This is a genomic window from Streptomyces brevispora, assembly GCF_007829885.1.
Classification (GTDB): domain Bacteria; phylum Actinomycetota; class Actinomycetes; order Streptomycetales; family Streptomycetaceae; genus Streptomyces; species Streptomyces brevispora.
On the sequence record NZ_VIWW01000001.1, the window covers coordinates 3,749,286 to 3,772,546 of the forward strand.

Annotated in this window: 20 protein-coding genes; 10 read left to right on the forward strand and 10 right to left on the reverse strand. The window is 71.3% G+C overall.

Annotated features, from left to right (window positions below):
- Positions 1-108: 108 nt before the first annotated feature.
- The 4 genes from FHX80_RS17520 to FHX80_RS17535 all read right to left on the reverse strand — a co-directional run bounded on the left by FHX80_RS17520 (position 109) and on the right by FHX80_RS17535 (position 5,253).
- Positions 109-1,539, reverse strand: a complete 1,431-nt coding sequence (locus FHX80_RS17520) for a hypothetical protein (RefSeq protein ID WP_145765043.1) — start codon at positions 1,537-1,539, stop codon at positions 109-111.
- A gap of 57 nt (positions 1,540-1,596) precedes the next feature.
- A complete protein-coding gene (locus FHX80_RS17525; protein WP_145765044.1) occupies positions 1,597-3,165 on the reverse strand; it encodes an FAD-dependent monooxygenase in 1,569 nt (522 codons plus the stop codon).
- 89 nt (positions 3,166-3,254) lie between these two features.
- Positions 3,255-4,250, reverse strand: coding sequence for an EamA family transporter RarD (gene rarD, locus FHX80_RS17530; RefSeq protein WP_145765045.1), 996 nt, complete (start codon positions 4,248-4,250; stop codon positions 3,255-3,257).
- A 142-nt stretch (positions 4,251-4,392) separates the two neighbouring features.
- Positions 4,393-5,253, reverse strand: coding sequence for an SDR family oxidoreductase (locus FHX80_RS17535; RefSeq protein ID WP_145765046.1), 861 nt, complete (start codon positions 5,251-5,253; stop codon positions 4,393-4,395).
- 202 nt (positions 5,254-5,455) lie between these two features.
- On the opposite strand from FHX80_RS17535, the gene FHX80_RS17540 reads away from it, so the two are divergent.
- Complete coding sequence (locus FHX80_RS17540) at positions 5,456-5,815, forward strand: winged helix-turn-helix transcriptional regulator (RefSeq protein WP_244318596.1); 360 nt, start codon at positions 5,456-5,458, stop codon at positions 5,813-5,815.
- Positions 5,816-5,883: 68 nt separating this feature from the next.
- Here FHX80_RS17540 and FHX80_RS17545 read toward each other — a convergent pair whose 3' ends face one another.
- A complete protein-coding gene (locus FHX80_RS17545) occupies positions 5,884-7,824 on the reverse strand; it encodes an APC family permease (protein WP_145765048.1) in 1,941 nt (646 codons plus the stop codon).
- 281 nt (positions 7,825-8,105) lie between these two features.
- Between FHX80_RS17545 and FHX80_RS17550 the strand changes: the two genes are divergently transcribed.
- Complete coding sequence (locus FHX80_RS17550) at positions 8,106-8,852, forward strand: DUF1838 family protein (RefSeq protein WP_145765049.1); 747 nt, start codon at positions 8,106-8,108, stop codon at positions 8,850-8,852.
- Between the two features lie 97 nt (positions 8,853-8,949).
- On the opposite strand, the gene FHX80_RS17555 is transcribed toward FHX80_RS17550, so the two are convergent.
- The 5 genes from FHX80_RS17555 to FHX80_RS17575 form a co-directional block, all read right to left on the reverse strand.
- Positions 8,950-10,008, reverse strand: a complete 1,059-nt coding sequence (locus FHX80_RS17555) for a 2-oxoacid:ferredoxin oxidoreductase subunit beta (RefSeq protein WP_145767359.1) — start codon at positions 10,006-10,008, stop codon at positions 8,950-8,952.
- Positions 10,009-10,036: 28 nt separating this feature from the next.
- Positions 10,037-11,989 carry a 2-oxoacid:acceptor oxidoreductase subunit alpha gene (locus FHX80_RS17560; protein WP_145765050.1) on the reverse strand — a complete coding sequence of 651 codons (1,953 nt, stop codon included), beginning with the start codon at positions 11,987-11,989 and terminating at the stop codon, positions 10,037-10,039.
- Positions 11,990-12,296: 307 nt separating this feature from the next.
- Positions 12,297-12,956 (reverse strand): response regulator transcription factor, encoded by a 660-nt coding sequence (locus FHX80_RS17565; protein WP_145767360.1) that lies wholly within the window; start codon positions 12,954-12,956, stop codon positions 12,297-12,299.
- 271 nt (positions 12,957-13,227) lie between these two features.
- The gene (locus tag FHX80_RS17570) at positions 13,228-14,583 is read right to left on the reverse strand and encodes a sensor histidine kinase (RefSeq protein WP_145765051.1); all 1,356 of its coding nucleotides are present in this window, start codon (positions 14,581-14,583) and stop codon (positions 13,228-13,230) included.
- Between the two features lie 307 nt (positions 14,584-14,890).
- Positions 14,891-16,117 carry a sensor histidine kinase gene (locus FHX80_RS17575; protein ID WP_145765052.1) on the reverse strand — a complete coding sequence of 409 codons (1,227 nt, stop codon included), beginning with the start codon at positions 16,115-16,117 and terminating at the stop codon, positions 14,891-14,893.
- Positions 16,118-16,286: 169 nt separating this feature from the next.
- Between FHX80_RS17575 and FHX80_RS17580 the strand changes: the two genes are divergently transcribed.
- The 8 genes from FHX80_RS17580 to FHX80_RS17615 all read left to right on the forward strand — a co-directional run bounded on the left by FHX80_RS17580 (position 16,287) and on the right by FHX80_RS17615 (position 23,239).
- Positions 16,287-16,697, forward strand: a complete 411-nt coding sequence (locus FHX80_RS17580; protein ID WP_145765053.1) for an NADH-quinone oxidoreductase subunit A — start codon at positions 16,287-16,289, stop codon at positions 16,695-16,697.
- Entirely contained in the window at positions 16,688-17,416 is a 729-nt protein-coding gene (locus tag FHX80_RS17585) for an NADH-quinone oxidoreductase subunit B (RefSeq protein WP_145765054.1), read from the forward strand. Before FHX80_RS17580 ends, FHX80_RS17585 begins: the two co-directional genes overlap by 10 nt.
- Positions 17,413-18,645 (forward strand): NADH-quinone oxidoreductase subunit C, encoded by a 1,233-nt coding sequence (locus FHX80_RS17590; protein WP_145765055.1) that lies wholly within the window; start codon positions 17,413-17,415, stop codon positions 18,643-18,645. Before FHX80_RS17585 ends, FHX80_RS17590 begins: the two co-directional genes overlap by 4 nt.
- On the forward strand, positions 18,642-19,610 hold the full coding sequence (locus FHX80_RS17595; RefSeq protein ID WP_145765056.1) for a complex I subunit 1/NuoH family protein: 969 nt from the start codon (positions 18,642-18,644) through the stop codon (positions 19,608-19,610). The genes FHX80_RS17590 and FHX80_RS17595 overlap by 4 nt, the downstream gene beginning before the upstream one ends.
- Positions 19,610-20,209 carry a NuoI/complex I 23 kDa subunit family protein gene (locus FHX80_RS17600; RefSeq protein ID WP_145765057.1) on the forward strand — a complete coding sequence of 200 codons (600 nt, stop codon included), beginning with the start codon at positions 19,610-19,612 and terminating at the stop codon, positions 20,207-20,209. The genes FHX80_RS17595 and FHX80_RS17600 overlap by 1 nt, the downstream gene beginning before the upstream one ends.
- Before the next feature lie 62 nt (positions 20,210-20,271).
- The gene (locus FHX80_RS17605) at positions 20,272-20,820 is read left to right on the forward strand and encodes an NADH-quinone oxidoreductase subunit J family protein (RefSeq protein WP_145767361.1); all 549 of its coding nucleotides are present in this window, start codon (positions 20,272-20,274) and stop codon (positions 20,818-20,820) included.
- Entirely contained in the window at positions 20,820-21,242 is a 423-nt protein-coding gene (nuoK, locus tag FHX80_RS17610) for an NADH-quinone oxidoreductase subunit NuoK (protein ID WP_145765058.1), read from the forward strand. Before FHX80_RS17605 ends, nuoK begins: the two co-directional genes overlap by 1 nt.
- Positions 21,239-23,239 carry an NADH-quinone oxidoreductase subunit 5 family protein gene (locus tag FHX80_RS17615; protein ID WP_145765059.1) on the forward strand — a complete coding sequence of 667 codons (2,001 nt, stop codon included), beginning with the start codon at positions 21,239-21,241 and terminating at the stop codon, positions 23,237-23,239. Before nuoK ends, FHX80_RS17615 begins: the two co-directional genes overlap by 4 nt.
- Positions 23,240-23,261: the final 22 nt, after the last annotated feature.

Here is a 23,261-nt window from a genome sequence, read left to right on the forward strand (position 1 = left end):
TCGGGCGCGGTGACGCTCTCGGTCTGCCCGGACCTGCGGCGGCCGGGATCGGCCCGGTCGGGCGCGGGAGCGGCCGCCGGGGCGGCCGTTCCCGTGGTGTGCGGGAGCTCAGCCGCGTCGGCCCCGCGCCGCGCGGAGGCTGCCGACGGTGGCGGCCACCGCCGCCAGCAGCCCGGCCGCGCCGATCGCCAGGCCGGGGTCGGAGAGGCCGTCGGCGCCGGAGGCGGTCAGGGCGGTGGTGCCGTCACCCGTGTCGACCGGGCCGTTCGGCTGGGCGGGTGAGCCGCCGCTGCCGTGGTTGCCGCCCCAGTGGCCTTGTCCGCCACCGGGGTGGGGGTGCGTGGGGGAGGGCGAGGGGCTGGGCTTGGTGCCGGCCGTGATCCGGCTGTGGTCCGTGGCGCTCACGCCCGTGCGCACCGGACCGTCGGTGCCGTCGACGGTGACGGTCAGTTCGGTCGTCACGTCGAGCCGGCCTGTCGGCGCACCCTTCGCGGCGGCCAGGGTGAACGCGGCACCCGCCTTTCCGCCCGGCTCCAGCGTGGCGCCCGCCCGGAGGCTGGTGTGCAGTTCGCCGGTGAACGTTCCGTTCGGCAGCCGGGTCAGGGGGACTTCGGAGCCCTCGGACATGACGGTCAGCTGGTCCGCCCGGAGGCCCGCCGGTCCCTTGAGCGTCAGACGCGTGCCGATGCCCTGGTACTCGGGGCCGTCCGCCGGGTCGCTGTAGGAGGCGTCGGCCGGACGGGGGTCGCCTCCCGCCCTGATCTCCTCGGCGACCGTGAGCGCCGCCGACGCCCGGCCGGTGACGGCGAAGTCCCAGGTGGTGCCCTTGGCGGTGATGTTGTCGACGTAGGTGTTCAGCGTGCCGTTCGGGTCGCCGAGCCGGCCGATGTCGGCGATCACCCCGTACGCCCCCTCGCACGCCGTGACGAAGTGCGACAGCGGAGCGTCCGCGCCCGCCGGGACGCCCGCCACGGCGCGCGAGGTCCGCATCACGGAGCTGCCGGTGAGCCGGTACTTCTGCCAGGTGTCCGGCTTCAGCGCCGCGCCCTGCACATCCGTGTTGTTGCCGGGCTCGAACGACAGGGTGGTGAAGCCCCCGCAGGACGCCGGGAGCTGGAGGTTGGCGCCGATGTTCGTGACGCTGGAGCCCTCGGACGCCGTGTACGCCCAGTACGAGACGCCCCCGTTCAGCAGCGGCTGCATCGGTTCCGGCGTCCAGGTCGCGTTGAAGTAGTGGGCGGCCTGGGCCTGCTGCCCGGCCGCGATGGCCAGCCGCAGGCTGCCGTTCAGATGGACCGGGTCGGGCTTCGGGGAGACCTCCTGGACGCCCGGCTCCCGGTCGGGGGTCGTCTCCTGGAGGCGGAGCCAGGGGCCGTTCGGCCCGAGCCCGTCCTGGTGGACCACCTGCACGGTGTCGTCCGCGACCGCGGTGGGAGCGATTCCGCAGGCGAGGACGGACACGGCGGAGAGTGCGGCGGTGGCGGTCGCGGTGCGCAGAAGCGTGCGGGACGCCCGGGAGGTACGCAGAGATCGGGTCATAAGATGTGAGGAAAATATAAGCAGCGGGTCATCGCGAGGATGCCCGCTGTGACTCGCTCAAGCTCGCTCCAATGCCGCGCCCTTCAGGTACTCCCCGACGGCCGGACGGTCCCCGGCCGCGGCGATCAGGCCCACGTGGTTGTCCGGCCGGATCAGTACCAGCACGTCCTCGTCCGGCCCGACGCAGTACGCCGAGCGGGCCCGGCCGTCGTCGTCGGCCAGCCCGTGCGGCGCGCCCCCGCCCGTGCCGTCCGCCGGGTCCACCGCGTACGCCCGCAGCTCGTCGCCGTGTGCCGCGGTCGCCTCCCGGAGGGTCTGTGCGGTGCCCGCGCCGAAGCCGAGCAGGGTGAAGTGCGGTCCGGCGAAGGCCTCGAACAGCCGGCGGGGCGCTCCGGTGGCCGTGTCGCGGCAGGGTGCGTCCGGCGCGCGGTCGCCCGCGCGCAGCCGGGCGGTGCCGCCGGCGGGGGCCAGGGAGCTCCAGCGGTAGCCGTTGCCCAGGCCGTAGGTCTGCGGGGTGACCGCCGAGTCCAGGCCGCCGCCCGGCTCCTTGATGGCCTCCAGCGTGGCCCGCAGCCGCTCCGCGGTGATGTCCAGGGTGTGGGCGGCGATCGGCAGCCGCTCCTCCTCGTACGTGTCGAGCAGCTGCGGCGCCGCCCGGCCGGTGGCGACCCGGGCCAGCTTCCAGCCCAGGTTGTACGCGTCCTGGATGCCGGTGTTCATGCCCAGCCCGCCCGCGATGGAGTGCACATGCGCGGCGTCACCGGCCAGGAACACCCGGCCCACCCGGTAGCGGTCCGCCATGCGCTCGTTGACCCGGTACGTGGAGAGCAGGGTGGCCCGCGACAGATGGCCGCCGGGCAGTCCGGAGTGCTTGGCGAAGAGCCGTTGGAAGCTCTCCAGCGACGGGGGTACGGGGCGGCCGGCGGTGTCCGTCTCGGGGGCGGCCTGGAACCACCAGCCCGACCGGGTGCCGGGGATCGGGCAGAGCATCACGCCGCCGTCCTCGTCGAACCACTGGTGCCAGATGCCGCGGTCCGGGCCCTCCGCCTCGACGTCGCCGCAGACCATCGCCTGCCCCTCGTCCGTCTTCCCCTCGAACGGGACGCCGAGCAGCTTGCGCACCGCGCTGTGGGCGCCGTCGCAGCCCACCACGTAGCCGGCCTCGATCTCCCGGCCGCCGGCCAGGGTCGCCGTCACCGAGTCGTCGCCCTGGGCCAGCCCCACGAGCTCGGCGCCGAGCTCGACCCGTACGCCGTACTCCGCGAGCCGGGCGCGCAGGATCTCCTCCAGCCGCCACTGGGCGATCAGCCACGGGCGGTCGTAGGGGGCGTCCGGCGTCGGGCGGGTCGCCGCGTACGGATCGGCGTCGGCGATCACCACTCCGCCGCGGTACTTGCGCATCGGCAGCGGCGCCGATCCGGCGGCCAGCACCTCGTCGACGACGCCGAGGTCCTCCAGGACCTCCAGGGACCGCGGGTTGGGGCCCTTGGCCCGGGAGCTGCGCGGGAACTGCGGGGACTTGTCGATGATCCGTACGCCGATGCCCCGCCGGGCCAGATCGATGGCCAGGGTCAGACCGGTCGGCCCGGATCCTGTGATCAGCACGGTGGTCGGGGGCTTGGGCATGCGTACTCCTCGGTTGCCGGTTCCGTTGAGAACCATGAAAACGCAACCGAGTCAGAAACGCAACCGAGTAAATAATTTCAGGGTGTGGGTTATGGCGTCTGGGCCTTCGCCGCGGAAGGGGAAGCGGAATCGTCCGCGGCGGGCTCGACCGGCTCGGCCGCCTTCGCCGCGGCCTGCCGCGCGGCCAGCGCCTGCATTTTCGTGCGGCGCGCCGTCCGCAGCGCGTCCCAGGTCAGCAGCGTGAGTGCCAGCCAGACCAGGCCGAAGCCGGCCCACCGCTCCGGCGGCATCGCCTCGTGGAAGTACACGATCCCGAGGAGGAACTGGAAGACCGGCGCCAGATACTGGAGCAGGCCGAGGGTGGAAAGCGGTACGCGGATCGCCGCGGTCCCGAACAGGATCAGCGGCCCGGCCGTCACCACCCCCGTCGCGGCGAGCAGGGCCGCGTGACCGGCGCCCGCGGAGGCGAAGGTCGACTCGCCCCGCGCACCCAGCCACAGCAGATAGCCGAGCGCGGGCACGAACACCACCGCGGTCTCGGCCGCGAGCGACTCCAGGCCGCCCATGTTGACCTTCTTCTTCATCAGGCCGTACGTCGCGAAGGACAACGCCAGGACCAGCGAGATCCAGGGCGGCTGCCCGTAGCCGATCGCCAGGACGAGCACCGATGCCGCGCCGGTGCCGACCGCCACCCACTGCGCGGGGCGCAGCCGTTCGCCCAGGAGCAGGACGCCCATGGCTATGGTGACCAGCGGATTGATGAAGTAGCCGAGGGAGGCCTCGACGACATGGCCGTGGTTCACGGACCAGATGTACAGGCCCCAGTTGATGCTGATCACGACCGAGGCGACGGTGATCAGCGCCAGCTTCCGCGGCTGTCGCAGCAGCTCGCCCACCCAGGACCAGCGGCGCAGTACGAGGAGTGCGACGCCGACGACGGCGAGCGACCAGACCATGCGGTGGGCGAGGATCTCGACCGCGCCGGACGGTTTCAGCAGGGGCCAGAAGAGCGGGACCAGACCCCACAGGCCGTAGGCGGCGAATCCGGACAGGAGCCCGGCCCGCTGTTCATTTGTCCCCTTCACGGGCCCTCCTGGCAGATGCGCGTCGACGCTCCGTCAACCTGACGACGGTAGCGCCCACCGGGCCCGGTGTCATTGCCGTATCGCCAGACGGTCATGACACCGGGCTCGGTGGCCCGTCGCGCGCCCTGCCGCGGGCATTTCGCTACGAAGCGGCGACCGCTGCCGCGACGGTCTCGGCGAGCGGGGTCGTCGGGCGGCCGATCAGCCGGGCCAGGTCGCCGCCGGTACCGGCCAGCAGCCCGCGCCGCACCGCCTCGTCCACGTCCACGAGGATCGCGGCGAAGTCGGCGGGCAGACCGGCGCCGACCAGGATCTCCTGGTGCACGGCGGCCGGGACGTCCTTGTGGACGATCTCCTTGCCGGAGGCCCTGGCGACCTCGGCGGCGTACTCCGCGAGCGACCAGGCGACATCGCCGCTCAGCTCGTAGGCCCTGCCCAGATGGCCCTCGCCGGTCAGCACGGCGGCGGCCGCGGCGGCGTAGTCGGCGCGGGTGGCGGAGGCGACCCTGCCGTCGCCCGCGTTGGCCACGACGGCGCCGTGGGCCAGGACGGGGGCCAGGTTCTCCGTGTAGTTCTCGGTGTACCAGCCGTTGCGCAGGAAGGTGTACGGCAGGCCGGAGTCCAGGATCAGCTGCTCGGTCACCTTGTGTTCGGCGGCCAGCAGGAAGTCCGCGTCGGGGCCGCCGAGGACGCCGGTGTACGCGAGCTGCGCCACGCCCGCCGCCTTGGCCGCGTCGATGACCGCGGTGTGCTGCGCGACCCGGCTGCCGACCTCGCTGCCGGAGATCAGCAGGACCCGGTCACCGGCCCGGAAGGCCCCGGTCAGGGTCTCCGGCCGGTCGTAGTCGGCGATCCGGAGCTCGACGCCGCGGGCGGCGAGGCCGGCGGCCTTCTCCTTGTCGCGGACGACGGCGGCGATGCCGTCGGCGGGTGTGGTGGTCAGCAGCCGGTCGATGACGAGGCGGCCGAGCTCTCCGGTGGCTCCGGTGACGACGATGCTCATGGGGTGCTGCTCCTCTTTGGGTACTTACGTTCCGTTAGCGCTTTCTGTTACTCACCTTAGGCATGGCACTAACCAAAAGAAAGTACGCACTTTGAAGTAAGGTACTGGCATGGGCGTAAGGAACGCGGAACGAGAACGGGAAGAGGAGCGACACTCGGACGCCGGGCGGCCGGACACGTCGCCGCCGAACGTGCGGGAGCCGATGTGCCCTTCCCGGGGCGTGCTCGAACACGTCACCAGCCGCTGGGGAGTCCTGGTGCTCGCTGCCCTGCTGGAGCGCTCGTACCGCTTCAGTGAGCTGCGCCGCGAGGTCGGCGGGGTCAGCGAGAAGATGCTGGCGCAGACGCTCCGGACCCTGGAGCGCGACGGCTTCGTGGACCGGGACGCCAAACCGGTCATCCCGCCACGGGTGGACTACACGCTCACCGATGTGGGCCGGGAGGCCGCCGAGCAGGTGTGGGGCCTGGCGCGCTGGTCGGAGCGGCGCCTGGACGCGGTGGACGCGGCGCGGACGGCGTACGACGCGGGCAGCCGGGCCGCTTCCGGCGGCCGGCCGGGCTGAGCCGCCTCGCCGGTGGTCGGTCCTGCTGGACCTGCTGCCGCCTCGCCCGGTGGCCAGTCCTGCCGGACCTACGGCCGCCTCTCCATCGCCGACAGCGCACGCGAGACGTCGAACGGCAGGATCGTCACGACCACGTGCGGCAGTTGCGTCAGCGTCTTCGCCATCTTCTCGCCCGTGCCCCGGTGCAGCACCTTCCCGAGTACGTTTCTGTACGTCCGCCGGGGTACCAGGACCGTCAGCCAGGTGTCCCCGTCCTCGGTGGAGCGGGAAGCGAGCTCCTTCATCGCGTGGCGCAGCCGCCGGTCGGGGCACTCCACCAGTTCCAGCGACACGGCGGTGGCGTCCGTCGCCTCCCAGCGGGCGGCCAGCCGTCTGGCGTACGCCTCGTCGATCGCGAAGTGCACCGCCCGGATCTCGTCGGGGCGCAGCTCATGGGCGTACCGCAGCGCCATCAGCGTCGCCAGGTCGAGCGTCTCGACGAGGACCAGGACCAGATGGCGCCGGTAGACCGCCCGGTCCGCGCCCGGGGCGCGGATGGCCTGGAGCGCTGCGGCCTCGCGCCGGTACTCGCGGTTGATCCGCATCAGCGTCCACACTCCGAGCGGGAAGACCACCACGACCAGCCAGGCGCCCTCGGTGAACTTGGTGACCGCGAAGATCAGTACGACGGCGGCCGAGGTGGCCGCGGCGAGCGCGTTGAGCGTGATCTTCATTCTGCGGTAACGGTCCTGGCGCCGCAGGTGGTAGACGGTGAGTCCGGCCCCCGCCATGGTGAACGCGGTGAACACGCCGATCGCGTACAGCGCCACCAGCTTGTCCACGCTGGCACCGGTCGCCACCAACAGCGCCAGTGAGACGACGGTCAGCGCGACGATGCCGTTCGAGAACGCGAGGCGGTGCCCGCGCCGGGTCAGCACCCTTGGCAGGAACCGGTCCTCGGCGACGAAACTGGCGAGGTAGGGGAAACCGGTGAACGGGGTGTTGGCACCGGTGTAGAGGACCAGCGCGGTCGCCAGCTGTACGAAGACCAGCCCGACCGTGCCGATGACCCCGTCGCCGAAGGCGAGATGGGCCTCCTGCGCGATGACGGTCGGCGTGCCGTCCGTGTACGGGACGGCATGGGTGAAGTGCGCCAGCGTGGAGACTCCGAGCACCAGGACGCCGAGGATCACGCTCATGGTGATGAGGGTGTGGCGGGCGTTGCGGCCCTGGGGCTCACGGAACGCGGAGATGCCGTTGGAGATCGCTTCGAGCCCGGTGAGGGACGAGCCGCCGTTGGCGAACGCGCGCAGCACGATGAAGAGCGAGGCGCCGTAGAGCCAGCCGTTGCCCGGGGTGCCGAGCGGTACGACTCCGTCGGCGTGCAGATCGGCGTGCGGCAGCCCGCCGGTGAGCCCGCGCACCGCGGAGGCGAGCAGGATCAGACCGACGGCGGCCATGAAGAGATAGGCGGGCAGCGCGAAGAGCCGGCCCGCCTCACGGACCCCGCGCAGATTCCCGTACGCGAGGATCACGATCACGGCGACGGAGACCGGGAGCTGGAGGTGGTCCAGGCCGGTGAAGCTGTTGCCGACCAGATGGGCGAGCGAGATGAGGGCGTTGGTGCCGGCCGAGACCTGCACGGCGACGGTGACGATGTAGTCGACGAGCAGCGCCACGGCGGCGATCTGTGCGACGTTCGGCCCGAAGTTCTCCCGGGCCACGACGTACGACCCGCCCGCCCGGGTGTAGATCGTCACCACATCGCTGTAACAGAGCGTCAGCAGCAGCAGTACCAGCAGGATCGCGAAGGTCACCGGCATGATCAGCGTGAAGGCGGCGGCGCCGACGACGGGTACGAGAACCCGGAGCATCTCCTCGGAACCGTACGCGGACGAACTGATGCAGTCGGAGGCGAGCACCCCGAGCGCCGTCCGGTTGTTCAGCTTCTCCTGGCTGATGTTCTCGGTGGTCAGCGGTTTGCCGAGCAGATGTCGTTTGATTCGGTACGCCGGAGGGTCCTGGGTCATGGCCACATGGTGCTCGGCGGCCGGCCGGAGCCCGGTCCGCAATCGCCGGACGTCCCGAAAGACAGCCCGTTCGGCAAGGTCGCGCGGCCCCCGAAGTCACTTCCGGCGGTGCGCGGCGCGGCTGCCTGCTCGCCTTCCCCGCACTGCTCGCCCTCCCCGCACGGTCCGCCCTCTCCGTACGGTCCGCGCTGTTCACCTTGGCCGCCGCTTTCCGGCCGTTTCCGCCGGCCGGCCCGGGCGTTTCCCGCCCGACCGGGCGGGAAACGCGCAGAGTGGCCGGTATGACGACACCCGCAGAGCTGCTCCGGTCCTTCGCCCGCACCCGCGCCTCGCTCGACGGCGAGGAGGTCACCTACTGGTGGTCCGGAGACGTGTACGCCTGGTCGCCCGACGAGCCCTACCGGCGTGTCTTCGGCTTCGAGGGGGTCAACGTCGCCCGCCTGGTCCAGGACGCCGAAGCCGGTCCGGACGCCTGCCAACTGCTCACCCGCGAGGCCGCCTTCTACCTGGACCCCACAAGCCGCGACATCCTGGAGACCTGGCAGGACCTGCCGGTGGTGCACGTCTGGAACGACCCGGCGAACCAGAAGTGGCGCCCCTTCCCGATCCCGACGACCGAGCTCGGCGGACAGGTCTGCTTCAGCCTGGAGATCCCGCTCGCGTACGCCTCGCCGCTGCCGGTGGCCCAGTACCCCGTCCACTCGGCCGGAGACACGTACAAGGCCCTGGAGCTCTTCCAGTTCTTCGCCGACCGTGCCGACCTGGCCGGTCCGGCACCCGGCGTCCCGGCCACCATGTCGTGGACCCGGATGTCACCGTGGCTCCCGTGGATGGCCCGCGGACAGCGGCCCGGCGGCCTCACCTTCCACTGCCGGGGCCGCAAACTCGGCTCGTACGCCGAGGTGCCCGAGCGGACCCGCGCCTACATCGCCGACCACCACCCGGAGTTCGCCCGCGCCCCGGAGAGGTGGAGCGAGCCGAACGAGACCAGCTGGACGTACTTCCGCAGACTCAACCCGCCGAAGTAGCCGCCGCGCCGTCTCCCGACCGCCCCGACCGACAGCGCGCGGCCGGGGCCCGTGAACAGGGGCCCCGGCCGCGCGCGGTGATCCGTACGGAAGCGGGCTAACCGACCACGGTCCAGTTGTCGTTGCCCGCGAGCAGCGCGCCCAGGTCGCCCTTGCCGTCCCGCTCGACGGCGGTGTCCAGCTGCTCCGCCATCTGCGTGTCGTAGACCGGCCGTTCGACACTGCGCAGCACCCCGATCGGGGTGTGGTGCAGGGTGTCCGGGTCGGCGAGCCGGGACAGCGCGAACGCGGTGTTCGGGCCGGCGGCGTGCGCGTCGTGGACGAGGATCTGCGAGCGGTTCTCCTCGGTGACCGCGACCACCGACAGATCACCCGTCAGCGAGTCCCGCACGACACCCTTGGAGTTGTCGGTGCCGAAGAGGATCGGCTGCCCGTGCTCCAGCCGGATCACGGCCTCCTGGGCCTGCTCCCGGTCCTTGAGGACCTCGAACGCGCCGTCGTTGAAGATGTTGCAGTTCTGGTAGATCTCCACCAGCGCCGTGCCGGGATGCTCGGCCGCCGCGCGCAGCACGCTCGTGAGGTGCTTGCGGTCGGAGTCGACCGTGCGGGCGACGAAGGACGCCTCCGCGCCGATGGCCAGCGACACCGGGTTGAAGGGGGCGTCCAGCGAGCCCATCGGCGTCGACTTGGTGATCTTCCCGATCTCGGAGGTCGGGGAGTACTGGCCCTTGGTGAGCCCGTAGATCCGGTTGTTGAACAGCAGGATCTTCAGGTTCACATTGCGGCGCAGCGCGTGGATGAGGTGGTTGCCGCCGATGGAGAGCGCGTCGCCGTCACCGGTGACCACCCAGACGCTCAGGTCCCGCCGGGAGGAGGCGAGTCCGGTGGCGATGGCCGGGGCGCGGCCGTGGATCGAGTGCATCCCGTAGGTGTTCATGTAGTACGGGAAACGGGAGGAGCAGCCGATACCGGAGACGAAGACGATGTTCTCCTTCGCCAGACCCAGCTCGGGCATGAAGCCCTGCACGGCGGCGAGGACCGCGTAGTCGCCGCAGCCGGGGCACCAGCGCACTTCCTGGTCGGACTTGAAGTCCTTCATGGACTGCTTGGCCTCGGACTTCGGCACCAGCTGAAGGAGTTCATTGGTTTCGGACATGGCCGCGGGCGCGGTCTCGGAAACGGTCTCAGGCATCGATGGCCTCCTTGAGGGCCGTCGCGAGCTGCTCGGCCTTGAACGGCATGCCGTTGACCTGGGTGTAACTGTGCGCGTCCACCAGGTACTTGGCCCGGATGAGCGTGGCCAGCTGCCCGAGGTTCATCTCCGGGACGACCACCTTGTCGTAACGCCTCAGCACCTCGCCGAGATTCCGCGGGAACGGATTGATATGGCGCAGATGTGCCTGGGCGATGGGGTGCCCGGCGGCGCGCAGCCGGCGGACGGCGGCGGTGATGGGGCCGTACGTGGAGCCCCAGCCCAGGACCAGCGTCCTGGCGTCCGCGGGGTCGTCGACCTCCACGTCCGGGACCTCGATGCCGTCGATCTTGGCCTGCCGGGTGCGGACCATGAAGTCGTGGTTGGCGGGGTCGTAGGAGATGTTGCCGGTGCCGTCCTGCTTCTCGATGCCGCCGATGCGGTGTTCGAGGCCGGGGGTGCCGGGGACCGCCCAGGGGCGGGCCAGGGTCTGCGGGTCGCGCTTGTACGGCCAGAAGACCTCGGTGCCGTCGGCCAGCTCGTGGTTCGGGCCGCCGGCGAACTGCACCCGCAGGTCCGGGAGCTGGTCGACCTCGGGGATGCGCCAGGGCTCGGAGCCGTTGGCCAGGTAGCCGTCGGAGAGGAGGAAGACCGGGGTGCGGTAGGTCAGGGCGATCCGGGCGGCGTCGAGCGCCGCGTCGAAGCAGTCCGCCGGGGTCTTCGGGGCCACGATCGGCACCGGGGCCTCGCCGTTGCGCCCGTACATCGCCTGGAGCAGGTCGGCCTGTTCGGTCTTGGTGGGCAGGCCGGTGGACGGCCCGCCGCGCTGGATGTCGATGATCAGCAGCGGCAGTTCGAGGGAGACGGCGAGGCCGATGGTCTCCGACTTCAGGGCCACCCCCGGCCCCGACGTGGTCGTCACCCCGAGCGCACCGCCGAACGCGGCACCCAGTGCGGCGCCGATGCCCGCGATCTCGTCCTCGGCCTGGAAGGTGCGCACGCCGAAGTTCTTGTGCTTGGACAGCTCGTGCAGGATGTCGGAGGCCGGGGTGATCGGGTAGGAGCCCAGATAGACCGGCAGGTCAGCCTGCCGGCCCGCCGCGATCAGCCCGTAGGACAGCGCGAGGTTCCCCGAGATGTTGCGGTACGTGCCGGTGGGGAAGGCCTGGGAGGCCGGGGCCACCTCATAGCTGACCGCGAAGTCCTCGGTGGTCTCCCCGAAGTTCCAGCCGGCCCGGAAAGCGGCCACGTTCGCCTCGGCGATCTGCGGCTTCTTGGCGAACTTGGCCCGCAGGAAGGTCTCGGTGCCCTCGGTCGGACGGTGGTACATCCAGGAGAGCAGCCCGAGTGCGAACATGTTCTTGGAGCGCTCGGCCTCCTTTCGGGAGAGCCCGAACTCCTTCAGCGCCTCGATGGTGAGGGTGGTCAGCGGCACCGGGTGGACGTTGTACGCCTCCAGCGAGCCGTCCTCCAGCGGACTTGTCGTGTATCCGACCTTGGCCATGGGGCGTTTGGTGAACTCATCGGTGTTCACGATGATTTCGGCGCCGCGCGGCACATCCTCGATATTGGCCCTGAGCGCGGCCGGGTTCATCGCGACGAGCACATTGGGTGCGTCGCCGGGAGTCAGGATGTCGTGGTCGGCGAAATGCAGCTGGAACGACGACACGCCCGGCAGGGTGCCTGCGGGGGCCCGGATCTCGGCGGGGAAGTTCGGCAGGGTGGAGAGATCGTTCCCGAAGGATGCGGTCTCCGAGGTGAACCGGTCACCCGTGAGCTGCATACCGTCGCCGGAGTCACCCGCGAAGCGGATGATCACCCGGTCCAGACGGCGGATCTCCTTGTCACCGTTGCCCGGTGCGGACTGGGGGGCACGCTGTCCCCCCACGAGCGCCTCACTGGCCTCATCGGCCTGATCGGCTGGGCTACTGACCTGGCTGGTCACTTACTGGACCTCCCTCGGCGCGGCGGCTCGGAACCATCCGGCCCGCCGGCGGTCCCAGGCCCCACCCTACGTCTGTAAGGGTCGCCTTCCTCTGGCCGATCACATGGTGGACGGCATTTTGAGACGCTTTTCGGCGCTGTTCCGTCATGATTCATCAGCCACCCGGTTCCTCGCCGGAGCCTCACTGGAGGCGGCCTGGAGCGAGTCGCCGGGTGCCCTGTCCGGACGTTGCCGGGAAGTACCCCGGCAACCATCTGACAGAGTGTCAGATGGTTGGGTGTTCCATCAGCAGTTCAGAGGTGTTCCATCAGGAGTTCAGATAGGTCAGCACGGCCAGCACCCGCCGGTGGTCGCCGTCGCTGGGGGACAGCCCGAGCTTCTGGAAGATGTTGCTGACGTGCTTCTCCACCGCGCCGTCGCTCACCACCAGCTGCTTGGCCACCGCCGAGTTCGTCCGCCCCTCCGCCATCAGGCCGAGGACCTCGCGCTCACGCGGCGTCAGCCCGGCCAGCACATCCTGCTTACGGCTCCGGCCCAGCAACTGCGCCACCACCTCGGGGTCCAGCGCCGTCCCGCCCTGCGCCACCCGGACCACCGCGTCGACGAACTCCCGCACGTCGGCGACCCGGTCCTTCAGCAGATACCCGACACCCCGGCTGGACCCGGCCAGCAGCTCGGTGGCGTACTGCTCCTCCACGTACTGCGAAAGGACCAGCACCCCGATCCCGGGGTACTCCTTGCGCAGCCGCACCGCGGCGCGCACACCCTCGTCGGTGTGGGTCGGCGGCATCCGCACGTCGGCGACCACCACATCGGGCAGCGCGTCCTGCGCGGCGAGCTCGCCCACCGTCGCGATCAGGGCTTCCGCGTCCCCGACCCCTGCCACGACGTCATGACCGAGATCGGTCAGCAGCCGGGTGAGTCCCTCCCGGAGCAGTACCGAATCCTCGGCGATGACTACGCGCACCCTGTCCTCCACCACGACGTCCTTTTCCCCCACTGCTCGCTGTTCCCGCCCGTATGCCGTTCAGGTTTCCGGTCTCCCGGTCTCCCAGCATCTCAGTATCGGCGGTGACGCCGTGAACGTTCGGAGGGTTGCGTTGCCGGGTTGCGTCGCCTCGCGGGGCGCGGGGCGACGCGGTGGCCGGGCGGGGCGCGGGGCAGCCCGGTCGCGGGGCGGGCCCGGTATTCGGGACCGCCCGGCGACCGGGCCGGGAGAGGAGGAGGGCGGAGGCCGGTCAGCCGCGCCAGGGGAGTTCGGCCGTGATCTTGGTCGGGCCGCCCACCGGGGACTCGACGACCAGGACCCCGTCCACCGCGTCCAGTCGCTCGGTCAGACCGGCGAGCCCGCTGCCCGACGTCAGGTCGGCGCCGCCGCGTCCGTCGTCGGTGACCTGGAGCAGGAGCCGGTCCGCGGTGCGCCACACGTCCACGGAGGCCGTGCGCGCCCCGCTGTGCTTGCTGACGTTCTGGAGCAGTTCGGACACGGTGAAGTAGGCGATGCCCTCGATGGCCTGCGCCGGCCGGGACGCCAGGTCCACCTCGACCGTGACCGGGACGGTGCAGCGGGAGGCGATGGCGGAGAGCGCGGCGTCGAGGCCGCGGTCGGTGAGGACGGCGGGGTGGATGCCGCGGGCCAGGTCGCGCAGTTCCTGGAGGACGACCTTGACCTCGCCGTGCGCCTCGTCGACCATCAGGGCCGCGGCCTCCGGGTCCTTGGTCAGCTTCTCCTTGGCGAGCCCCAGATCCATGGCGAGGGCGACGAGGCGGGCCTGGGCGCCGTCGTGCAGATCACGTTCGATGCGGCGCAGGTCGGCGGCGGCCGTGTCGACGACGACACCCCGGTCCGACTCCAGCTCCGTGACCCGTGTCGCCAGCCGGGACGGACCCAGCAGCCCGGCCACCATCAGCCGGTCCACCGAGGCCAGACCGCGGATGATCCACGGCGTGATCAGGACGATCACCAGCCCCATGGCGCTGGTCGCCCCCAGATCGAAGGTGGAGTCCAGATAGACCTGGTGGGTGGCGTCCCCGTACAGCTGGATGCCGCTGACCCCCACATGCGTCGGGAACACCCAGTGCCACAGCGGGTAGGTGAGGGCCGCCCAGCCCCACGACCAGAAGGTCAGCGAGACGCTGAAGGCGAAGACCGCCCACGGGAAGTGCAGCACCGAGTAGAGCAGGTGCCGCCAGGACACCCCGCTCTTCAGGACCGCCCCGACCCAGGACATCAGACCCCCGGTCCGGCCGCGTACCGGCGCGGGAGCGGGCACGTCCAGCTTCAGCAGGCCACGGGCCCTGGCCCGCTCCATCGCCCCGAAGCCACGGCACACGCTCAGCCCGGCGGCCAGGACGGGAATCCCCAGGAAGGTGATCAGCAGGCCGGCGCTCAGCGACACCATGGTGATCGCGAAGGAGAACAGCACGACGCTGATCGGCAGGCTCAGCAGCAGATAGGCGAACTCGCGCCAGGTCCGGCCCTCAAGGGGCGCGCGCAGCCAGGCCGGGAAGAAATGCCTCTCCGCGGGGCGGTCCCCGAAGCCGGTCCCCGGTCGCTCATGGTCCCGCGTGTCCGGTCCGTATGCCGTGGCCATGGGTTCCGTCCGTTTCCTCTGCTCGGTTACTGCCTCGGCGGCTGCCTGTGTGGCTGTCGGTGCGACTGCCTGCGTGGCCGCCTGCGTGACTGCCTCTGTCTGCCGTGCGTACTGCTGTGCGTACTGCTGTGCGTACTGTTGTGCGTACTTCAATTGTGCTGGCCCGCCGAGCGGCCCACCATGAGGCCGGTATCCCTCTTCGACCGGGGGTTTTCCCTACCTCCAGGGCTACCTTCAGGGCTGCCTTCAGGGCTGCCCGCAGGGTTGTTTCAGGGCTGCCTCCAGGGCCCGTCGGGGCCCGTGGCTCTCAGCGCCGTTCGGCCGCTCCGGTCCGGTCCTTACGGGGCCCGACCGCGCCCTTCTCGTCCTCCCGGTCGCGCCAGGGCAGCTCCGCGGTGACCGTCGTCGGGCCGCCGGGCGGGGAGTCGAGGACGAACAGACCGTCGACGGCGCCCAGCCGTTCGGCCAGCCCCGACATCCCCGTACCGCCGTCCATCGAGGCGCCGCCGCGTCCGTCGTCGGTGACCTGGATCAGCAGCCGGTCCGCCGTCCGCCACACGTCCACGGAGGCCGTGCGCGCCCCGCTGTGCTTGCTGACGTTCTGGAGCAGTTCGGACACGGTGAAGTAGGCGATGCCCTCGATGGCCTGCGCCGGCCGCCCCGGCAGATCCACCTTCACCGTCACGGGAACGGTGCAGCGGGAGGCGATGGCGGAGAGCGCGGCGTCGAGGCCGCGGTCGGTGAGGACGGCGGGGTGGATGCCGCGCGCGAGGTCGCGCAGTTCCTGGAGGGCGAGCTTGATCTCGCCGTGGGCCTCGTCGACCATCAGGGCCGCGGCCTCCGGATCGACCGTCAGCTTCTCCTTCGCGAGGCCGAGCCCCATGGCGAGGGCGACGAGGCGGGCCTGGGCGCCGTCGTGCAGATCGCGTTCGATGCGGCGCAGGTCGGCGGAGGCGGTGTCGACGACGACACCCCGGTCAGACTCCAGCTCCGCGATCCGGCGTTCCAGTTCGTCGGAGGGCGAAAGCAGCCCGCGCACCATGCCCCGGTCGGCGTTGGACAGGAGCCGCGCCGTATAGGGGAGCACCGGCCACACGACGATGAGGCTCACCAGCGTCACGGCGAAGGTGAGCACGCCCCACGGCAGTCGGATGAAGGAGTACAGCACCGCTCGCCAGCCCACCGGATCCTTCAGGCTCGACCACAGCCAGGCGAAGAACCCCCCCTCCCGGCGGACCCGGGCCATCGGGCTCGGCTCGTCGATCCGCAGCCCGAGCAGACTCCGCGCCCGGCCCCGCTCGGCCCGGCCGATCATCCGCGCACCCTGCAGCCCGGCGGCCAGCAGGGGCAGACCGATCACCGTGACCGCGAGCCCCACGCCGACGCCGATCATGAACACCGTGTAAACAAATCCGGCGATCGCCATCGGGAGATTGGCGAGGAGATGCGCGATCTCCTTCCACGTCCACGCGTCGAGGGCGGAGCGGGCGGGCGGCGGCCGGTCATTGCCGGGTACCTGGGGGCTCATGGTCATACACCCAGCGTGCCGGGTGGGGCACCCCGACGCCATGGGGTTCATGGGTGGCGATGAAGTAGGGATAACCCCACCAGTTGCCCGACGCGACTGCTTACCGTTCCTTTACAGGGCCTAGACTCCCGTGCGTACAGATCGTCGAACAGGTTTGAGGGAGCGAGGGGCGGACGTGGCGGACGTTACGGACCTGCCGGGACCGACCGTTCTCGCGTCGGAGTACTTCCACAGCTACTCGGTCGTCGGACTGCTCGCCGTCGTCGGGGTGCTGTTCGTCGCCGTCGCCTTCGGAGCCGGCCGGCTGCTGCGCCCCGTGGTCCCGACGCCGGAGAAACTCCTCACGTACGAGTGCGGCGTGGACCCCGTGGGGGAGGGCTGGGCCCACACCCAGGTCCGGTACTACGTGTACGCCTTCCTGTACGTGATCTTCGCCGTCGACTCGATCTTCCTGTTCCCCTGGGCGACCGTCTTCGCCGCGCCGGGATACGGCGCGACGACGCTGGTGGAAATGTTCATCTTCCTCGGTTTCCTGGCCGTGGGACTGCTCTACGCATGGAAGAAGGGCGTCCTCGAATGGACGTGACGAACCCGTCGTCCGCCGGTCAGCCGCAGTCGCAGCCGGGCCCGGAGTCGGGTCCCGTACCCGGACCGGCACCCGACTCCGTACCCACGTTCCTTCCTGAGCCGAAACGGCTGGGCGTGCTGTCGCGGCTCGCACCCGAGCCGATGAAGGTGGTCCTCAACTGGGGCCGCCGCTACAGCCTCTGGGTCTTCAACTTCGGACTCGCCTGCTGCGCCATCGAGTTCATCGCCGCCTCCATGGCCCGCCACGACTTCATGCGGCTCGGCGTGATCCCGTTCGCCCCGGGTCCCCGTCAGGCCGACCTCATGGTCGTCTCCGGCACCGTCACGGACAAGATGGCCCCGGCGGTGAAGCGGCTGTACGAGCAGATGCCCGAGCCCAAGTACGTCATCTCCTTCGGCGCCTGCTCCAACTGCGGCGGCCCGTACTGGGATTCGTACTCCGTGACGAAGGGCGTCGACCAGATCATCCCGGTCGACGTCTACGTCCCCGGCTGCCCGCCCCGGCCGGAGGCCCTGCTCCAGGGCATCCTCAAGCTCCAGGAGAAGATCGCGCGCGAGTCGCTGGGCGAGCGCTACGGGACGGGCGGCGCCGCCCGTCCCTCCGCCACCGCGCTGCGCAGCGGACTGGTCGCCGCACCGTCGGCACCGCCGGCACCGTCCGCTCCGGACCCGTCGGCACCGTCCGCTCCGGACTCGTCCGGGGAGGAGCGGAAGTGACCGCCGCCGAGCGCTACGACCGGCTGCCGGACGCCGTCACCGAGATCTTCGGCGAGGACGCCACGGCGGAGCAGGCGTACGACCTGCTGACCGTCGATGTGCCGCCCGCCTCCTGGATCGCCGCCCTGGAAACGGCGCGCGACGGGCTCGGCTGCACCTATTTCGACTGGCTGAGCGCCGTGGACGAACCGGGCACGGGCTTCCGGGTCTGCGCGCATCTCGCCGCGCTGCCCGACCGTTCCGGACCCGGCCCGGCGGTCCGCCGGCTGCTGGTCCGCACCACCGTTCCGCACGAGGCGGCCGTGCTGCCCACCGCGATCGACGTCTACGCGGGCGCGGCCTGGCACGAGCGCGAGACGCACGAGATGTTCGGCATCGCCTTCGACGGCCACCCGCACCTGGTCCCGCTGCTGCTGCCCGAGGGCTTCGAGGGCCACCCGCTGCGCAAGGACTTCGTCCTGGCCGCCCGCGTGGCCAAGGCCTGGCCGGGCGCCAAGGAGCCGGGGGAGTCGGAGCACGGCGGCCCGAAGCGCCGCACGATGCTGCCGCCCGGCGTCCCCGACCCGAACGAATGGGGCCCGCTGAAGGGCCAGCTCCCGCCTGCCCCCACCCGCCCCACCCGCACGGCGCGGCCCGCGGGCGACCGCCCGGCCCGCCGCACCCGCAGCGCGAGCGACGGCTCGGCGAGCCAGCAGCCGGCGGCGGCGTCCCCGACTGCGGTGGACCCGGCGGCGGTCCCGACGGTCGTGGACCCGACGGTCGTGGACCCGGCGGCCGGGGGCGATTCGGCGGTTGCGGACAAGGCGACCGGGGGCAAGACGACCGAGGACAAGGCGACCGGCAACCCGGCGGCCGGGGGCGGGGCGCCCGCGGGCTCGGCTCCGACCGCGGACGCGCCGTGGCACAACGCCCGCCCGGCGTTCGACGACTCTCCGGGCCCGGATGCCGAGACGTCGGGCACGGGCGCGTCCACGTCCCGGCCCCCGCGGCGTCCGAGGAGCGGGGGCCCGGAAGCGGAGCCCCCGGTTCGGGAAGAGGCGGGCAGGGGAGAGGCCCAGCGCAACGGCACCCCCACCGCCACACCCCCGACCCCGGAACCCCCCACCGAACCTCTCACCGAGCCCCCCGCCGGACACTCCTCCGACGCGGCGGACACCTCAGAGGCCCCCGAGCCCCCCAACACCCCCGACACTCCCCCTAACACCCCCGCCGGAGGCGATACCGAGTGAACGACGTACTGGACGTCGCCCTCCACCTCGTCATCGTCTTCGCGGTGTTCATGGTCGTCCCCCTCGTCGTGGGCCAGACCGAACACAAGGTGATGGCCCACATGCAGGCCCGCCTGGGCCCCATGTACGCCGGCGGCTTCCACGGCTGGGCCCAGCTCGTCGCGGACGGCGTGAAGTTCGTGCAGAAGGAAGACATCGTCCCGGCCGAGGCCGACCGCCGCGTCTTCCAGCTCGCCCCCGCCGTCGCGCTGCTCCCGTACCTCCTCGTGCTCGTCGCCATCCCGATCGGCCCCGGCGACGGCGCGGTCGGCCAGGTCGTCGACGCGGGCATCTTCTTCGTGCTCGCCGTGATGGGCATCGGCGTGCTCGGCTCGCTCATGGCGGGCTGGGCGTCGGCCAATAAGTTCTCGCTGCTCGGCGGCCTCCGCACCGCCGCGCAACTGCTCGCGTACGAGCTGCCGATGCTGCTCGCCGCCGCCTCCGTGGCGATGGCGGCCGGCACCGTATCCCTTCCCGGCATCCTCGATGCCTTCGAGTGGTGGTGGCTGCCATGGCAGATCATCGGCGCCCTGGTCTTCTTCGTGGCCGGACTCGCCGAGCTCCAGCGCCCGCCGTTCGACATGCCGGTCGCCGACTCGGAGATCATCTTCGGTGCGTACACCGAGTACACCGGCCTCCGCTTCGCCCTCTTCCTGCTCGCCGAGTACGCGGGCATCGTCGTGCTGTGCGGACTGACCACCGTCCTCTTCCTCGGCGGCTGGCACGGCCCGCTGGGCGCCGACGGACTGGGCTGGGTCTGGACGCTCCTGAAGGCCGCCGTCCTCGCCTTCGTCGTCATCTGGCTGCGCGTGAGCTATCCACGCCTCCGCGAGGACCAGCTGCAGAAGCTCGCCTGGACCACGCTCATCCCGCTCGCTCTCGCGCAGATCGCGCTCACCGGCATCGTGAAGGTGGCGATCAACTAGTGCCCCCGATCCCCGGCGCAGGCCTGGCCAAGGGTCTCGCCGTCACCCTGCGGACGATGACGAAGAAGACCGTCACCGCCCAGTACCCGGACGTGCAGCCCGAACTGCCTCCCCGCTCCCGCGGCGTCATCGCGCTGTTCGAGGAGAACTGCACGGTCTGCATGCTCTGTGCCCGCGAGTGCCCCGACTGGTGCATCTACATCGACTCCCACAAGGAGACGGTGCCCGCCGCGGCCCCCGGCGGGCGCGAGCGCAGCCGCAATGTGCTGGACCGCTTCGCCATCGATTTCTCGCTCTGCATGTACTGCGGGATCTGCATCGAGGTGTGCCCGTTCGACGCGCTCTTCTGGTCGCCGGAGTTCGAGTACGCGGAGACGGACATCCTCGAACTCACCCATGAGCGCGACAAGCTCCGCGAGTGGATGTGGACGGTGCCGGAGCCGCCGGCCCTCGACCCGGGCTCCGAGGAACCGAAGGAGATCGCCGCCGCCCGCAAGACGGCCGAGAAGCTCCGGACCCAGCGTGAGCAGGAAGCAGCCGCAGCCGCCCCGCCCGCCCCGACGGACCCCGCCCCGACGGACAAGGAGGGCCAGGCGTGATCACCGCTGCCGCTACCGCCACCGTCGGTGCCACCGCCCTCGGCGCCACCTCCGGCCCCGTCATCACCGTCACCGGGAGCCACCCCGGCTTCCTCTCCCCGAGCGGTATCGAGATCGCCTTCGTCCTGGTCGGCATCGCCACCCTCGGCGCGGCCCTCATCACCGTCACGACCAAGCAACTGGTGCACGCCGCCCTCTGGCTGATCGTGACGCTCGGCGGCCTCGCCGTCGAATACCTCCTGCTCACGGCCGAGTTCATCGCCTGGGTGCAGGTACTGATCTACATCGGTTCCGTCGTCGTCCTCCTGCTGTTCGGCCTGATGCTCACCAGAGCCCCCATCGGCCGCTCCCCGGACGCCGATTCGGAGAACCGCTGGGCCGCCCTGGCAGTGGCCGTCGCCGCCGCCGGCACCCTCGTCTGGGTCGTCGTGGACGCCTTCCGCACCACCTGGATCGACCTGGACGGGCCGGCCCAGGGCTCCACCGAAGCCACCGGCGCCTTCCTCTTCCGGCACTGGGTGCTCCCCTTCGAAGCGCTCTCCGTGCTCCTGCTCGCCGCCCTCGTCGGCGCGGTCGTCCTGTCCCGCAAGGACCGAGAGGACAAGAGCTGATGCACCTCGCCTACCCCGCCGTGCTCGCCGTCCTCCTCTTCTGCACCGGGCTCTACGGAGTGCTCGCGCGCCGCAACGCGATCCTGGTCCTGATGTCCGTCGAGCTGATGCTCAACGCCGTCAACCTCAACCTGGTCGCCTTCGACGTCTGGCTCCGCGACGCCCTGCACTCCGGCCAAGCCCTCGCCCTGTTCACCATCGCCATCGCGGCGGCGGAGATCGGTATCGGCCTGGCCATCGTCCTCGCCGTGTACCGCAACCGCGGCAGCTCCGACGTCGACCGTCTCCGCGACACCGCCGAGACCGACGAGGCCGAAACCCTCCCGGACGGCGACAGCGACGGCACCGACCACGCCGCCGGCACCGAAGACCAGGCCACTGCTCCGGCAGGGAAGGCAAAGAAGGCAGAGGCCACCCCGTGACCACCACGACCCTCGCCGTCCTCGTCCCCCTCCTTCCGTTCCTGGGAGCCGCGGCCGGACTCCTGCTCGGGCGCAACGCCCCGGAATTCGTCCGCCCGCTCGCGGTACTGCCCTCCCTCGCCTCCCTCGTCATCGCGGCCGTCGTCGCGGCCCGCCAGGGCGGCGGCCGGGCCATCGACGCCGCGACCCAGCTCACCCCCACCGGCTCGGTCCCGATCGACCTCGCCCTGCACCTCGACGGCTTCGCGGTCCTGGTCGCCGTCCTGGTCGCCCTCGTGGCGAGCTGCGTGCAGATCTACTCGACCGCGTATCTGCGCGACGACCCCCGCTACCCCTCGTACGCGGCCCTCGTCTCCCTCTTCACCTCCGCGATGCTGCTCGTCGTCTACTCCGGCGACCTGATGGTGCTCCTGGTCGGCTGGGAGATCATGGGCATCTGCTCGTACTTCCTGGTCGGCCACTACTGGGAGACGCCCGAGGCGCGCGCCGCCTCCCTCAAGGCCTTCCTGGTCACCAAGCTCGGCGACGTCCCCTTCCTCATCGGCCTGTTCGCCCTCGCCGCCGACACCGGCACCTTCCGCATCACCGGCATCCTCGGATCCGTCGCCCACGACGGCCTCGACCACCCCACCGTGATCGCCCTGCTCCTTCTCGCCGGTGTCGCGGGCAAGTCCGCGCAGTTCCCCCTGCACACCTGGCTGCCCGACGCGATGGCCGGCCCCACCCCCGTGTCCGCGCTGATCCACGCCGCGACGATGGTCGCCGCCGGCATCTACTTCGTGGCCCGGCTGCTCCCCGTCTTCGCCGCCTCGGGCGCGGCGCTCGTCGTCCTCGCCGTCATGGCCGCCGTCACGATGATCGGCTCCGGACTCGCCGCCCTCGCCCAGGACGACATCAAACGCGTCCTCGCCTACTCCACGATCGGCCAGCTCGGCTACATGTCCGGCGCGCTGGCCGTCGGCGACCGGGGCGCCGCCGTGTTCCACCTCCTCTCGCACGGCGCGTTCAAAGCCGTCCTCTTCCTTGCCGCGGGCGTCGTCATCCACGCCGCCGGCACCAACTCGCTGGCCACCATGTCCCGCATGGGCGGCCTGGCCAAGCGCATCCCCGACGCCTACTGGACGATGACCGTCGCGCTCCTCGCACTGGCCGCCATCCCGCCGTTCGCCGGCTTCTTCTCCAAGGAAGCCGTCCTCGTCGCCGCCGAGCACACCGCCCTCGGCGACCGCCACGTCGCCCCGGCCGCCGCCGGCTGGACCGTCCTCGTCGCCGGACTCCTGGCCGCCGTCCTCACCGCCGCGTACGCCACCCGACTCTGGCTCCTCGCCTTCCGGGGCCGCGGCGCCGAGGCCCCCGACCACGGCCGGCAGCCCGTCGCCATGACCTCGGTCCTCTGGGTACTGGCCGTCCCCACCATCGCCTTCGGACTCACCGTCGGCGTGATCGGCGACTGGTTCGACGGCCACAGCCTCGCCCCGTCGCTGACCACAGCCGTCCTCTCCACCGGCGTCGGCCTCGTCGGCGGCCTCGTCACCTACGGGGCCTGGCGCCACACCACGGCACTGGCCGCCCGGACGCCCATGGGCGTCGTCGTCGCCCACCCCGACGCGGAACCCGCCCTCATCGAGGTCGAGGCCATGGAGAGCCACACCGCCGCCTACGGAGCCGCCGGTGACGCCCCCGACCCGGCCGACCCCGGCCGGCTGCTGCTCGGCCCGCTCCACCGCCACGCGGCCGACGGCTTCCACCTGGACGCCCTGTACGCCGCGCTGTTCGTCCGCCCCGTCCAGGCCGCGGCGAGCCTCGTCCGCTTCCTGGACCGCGAGGTCGTCGACACCTACGTACGCGGCTCCGCCACCGGCGCACGCTGGCTCGGCACCGCCGTCCGCCGTGCCCAGACCGGCAATGTGCAGACCTACCTCAGCGCACTGCTCGCCGGTTCCCTGGTCCTGGCGGTCGCCGCCGTCGTCTTCGCCAACGTCAACGCCGGGTCGTGAGCCGTGTTCGATATCAGCGCAT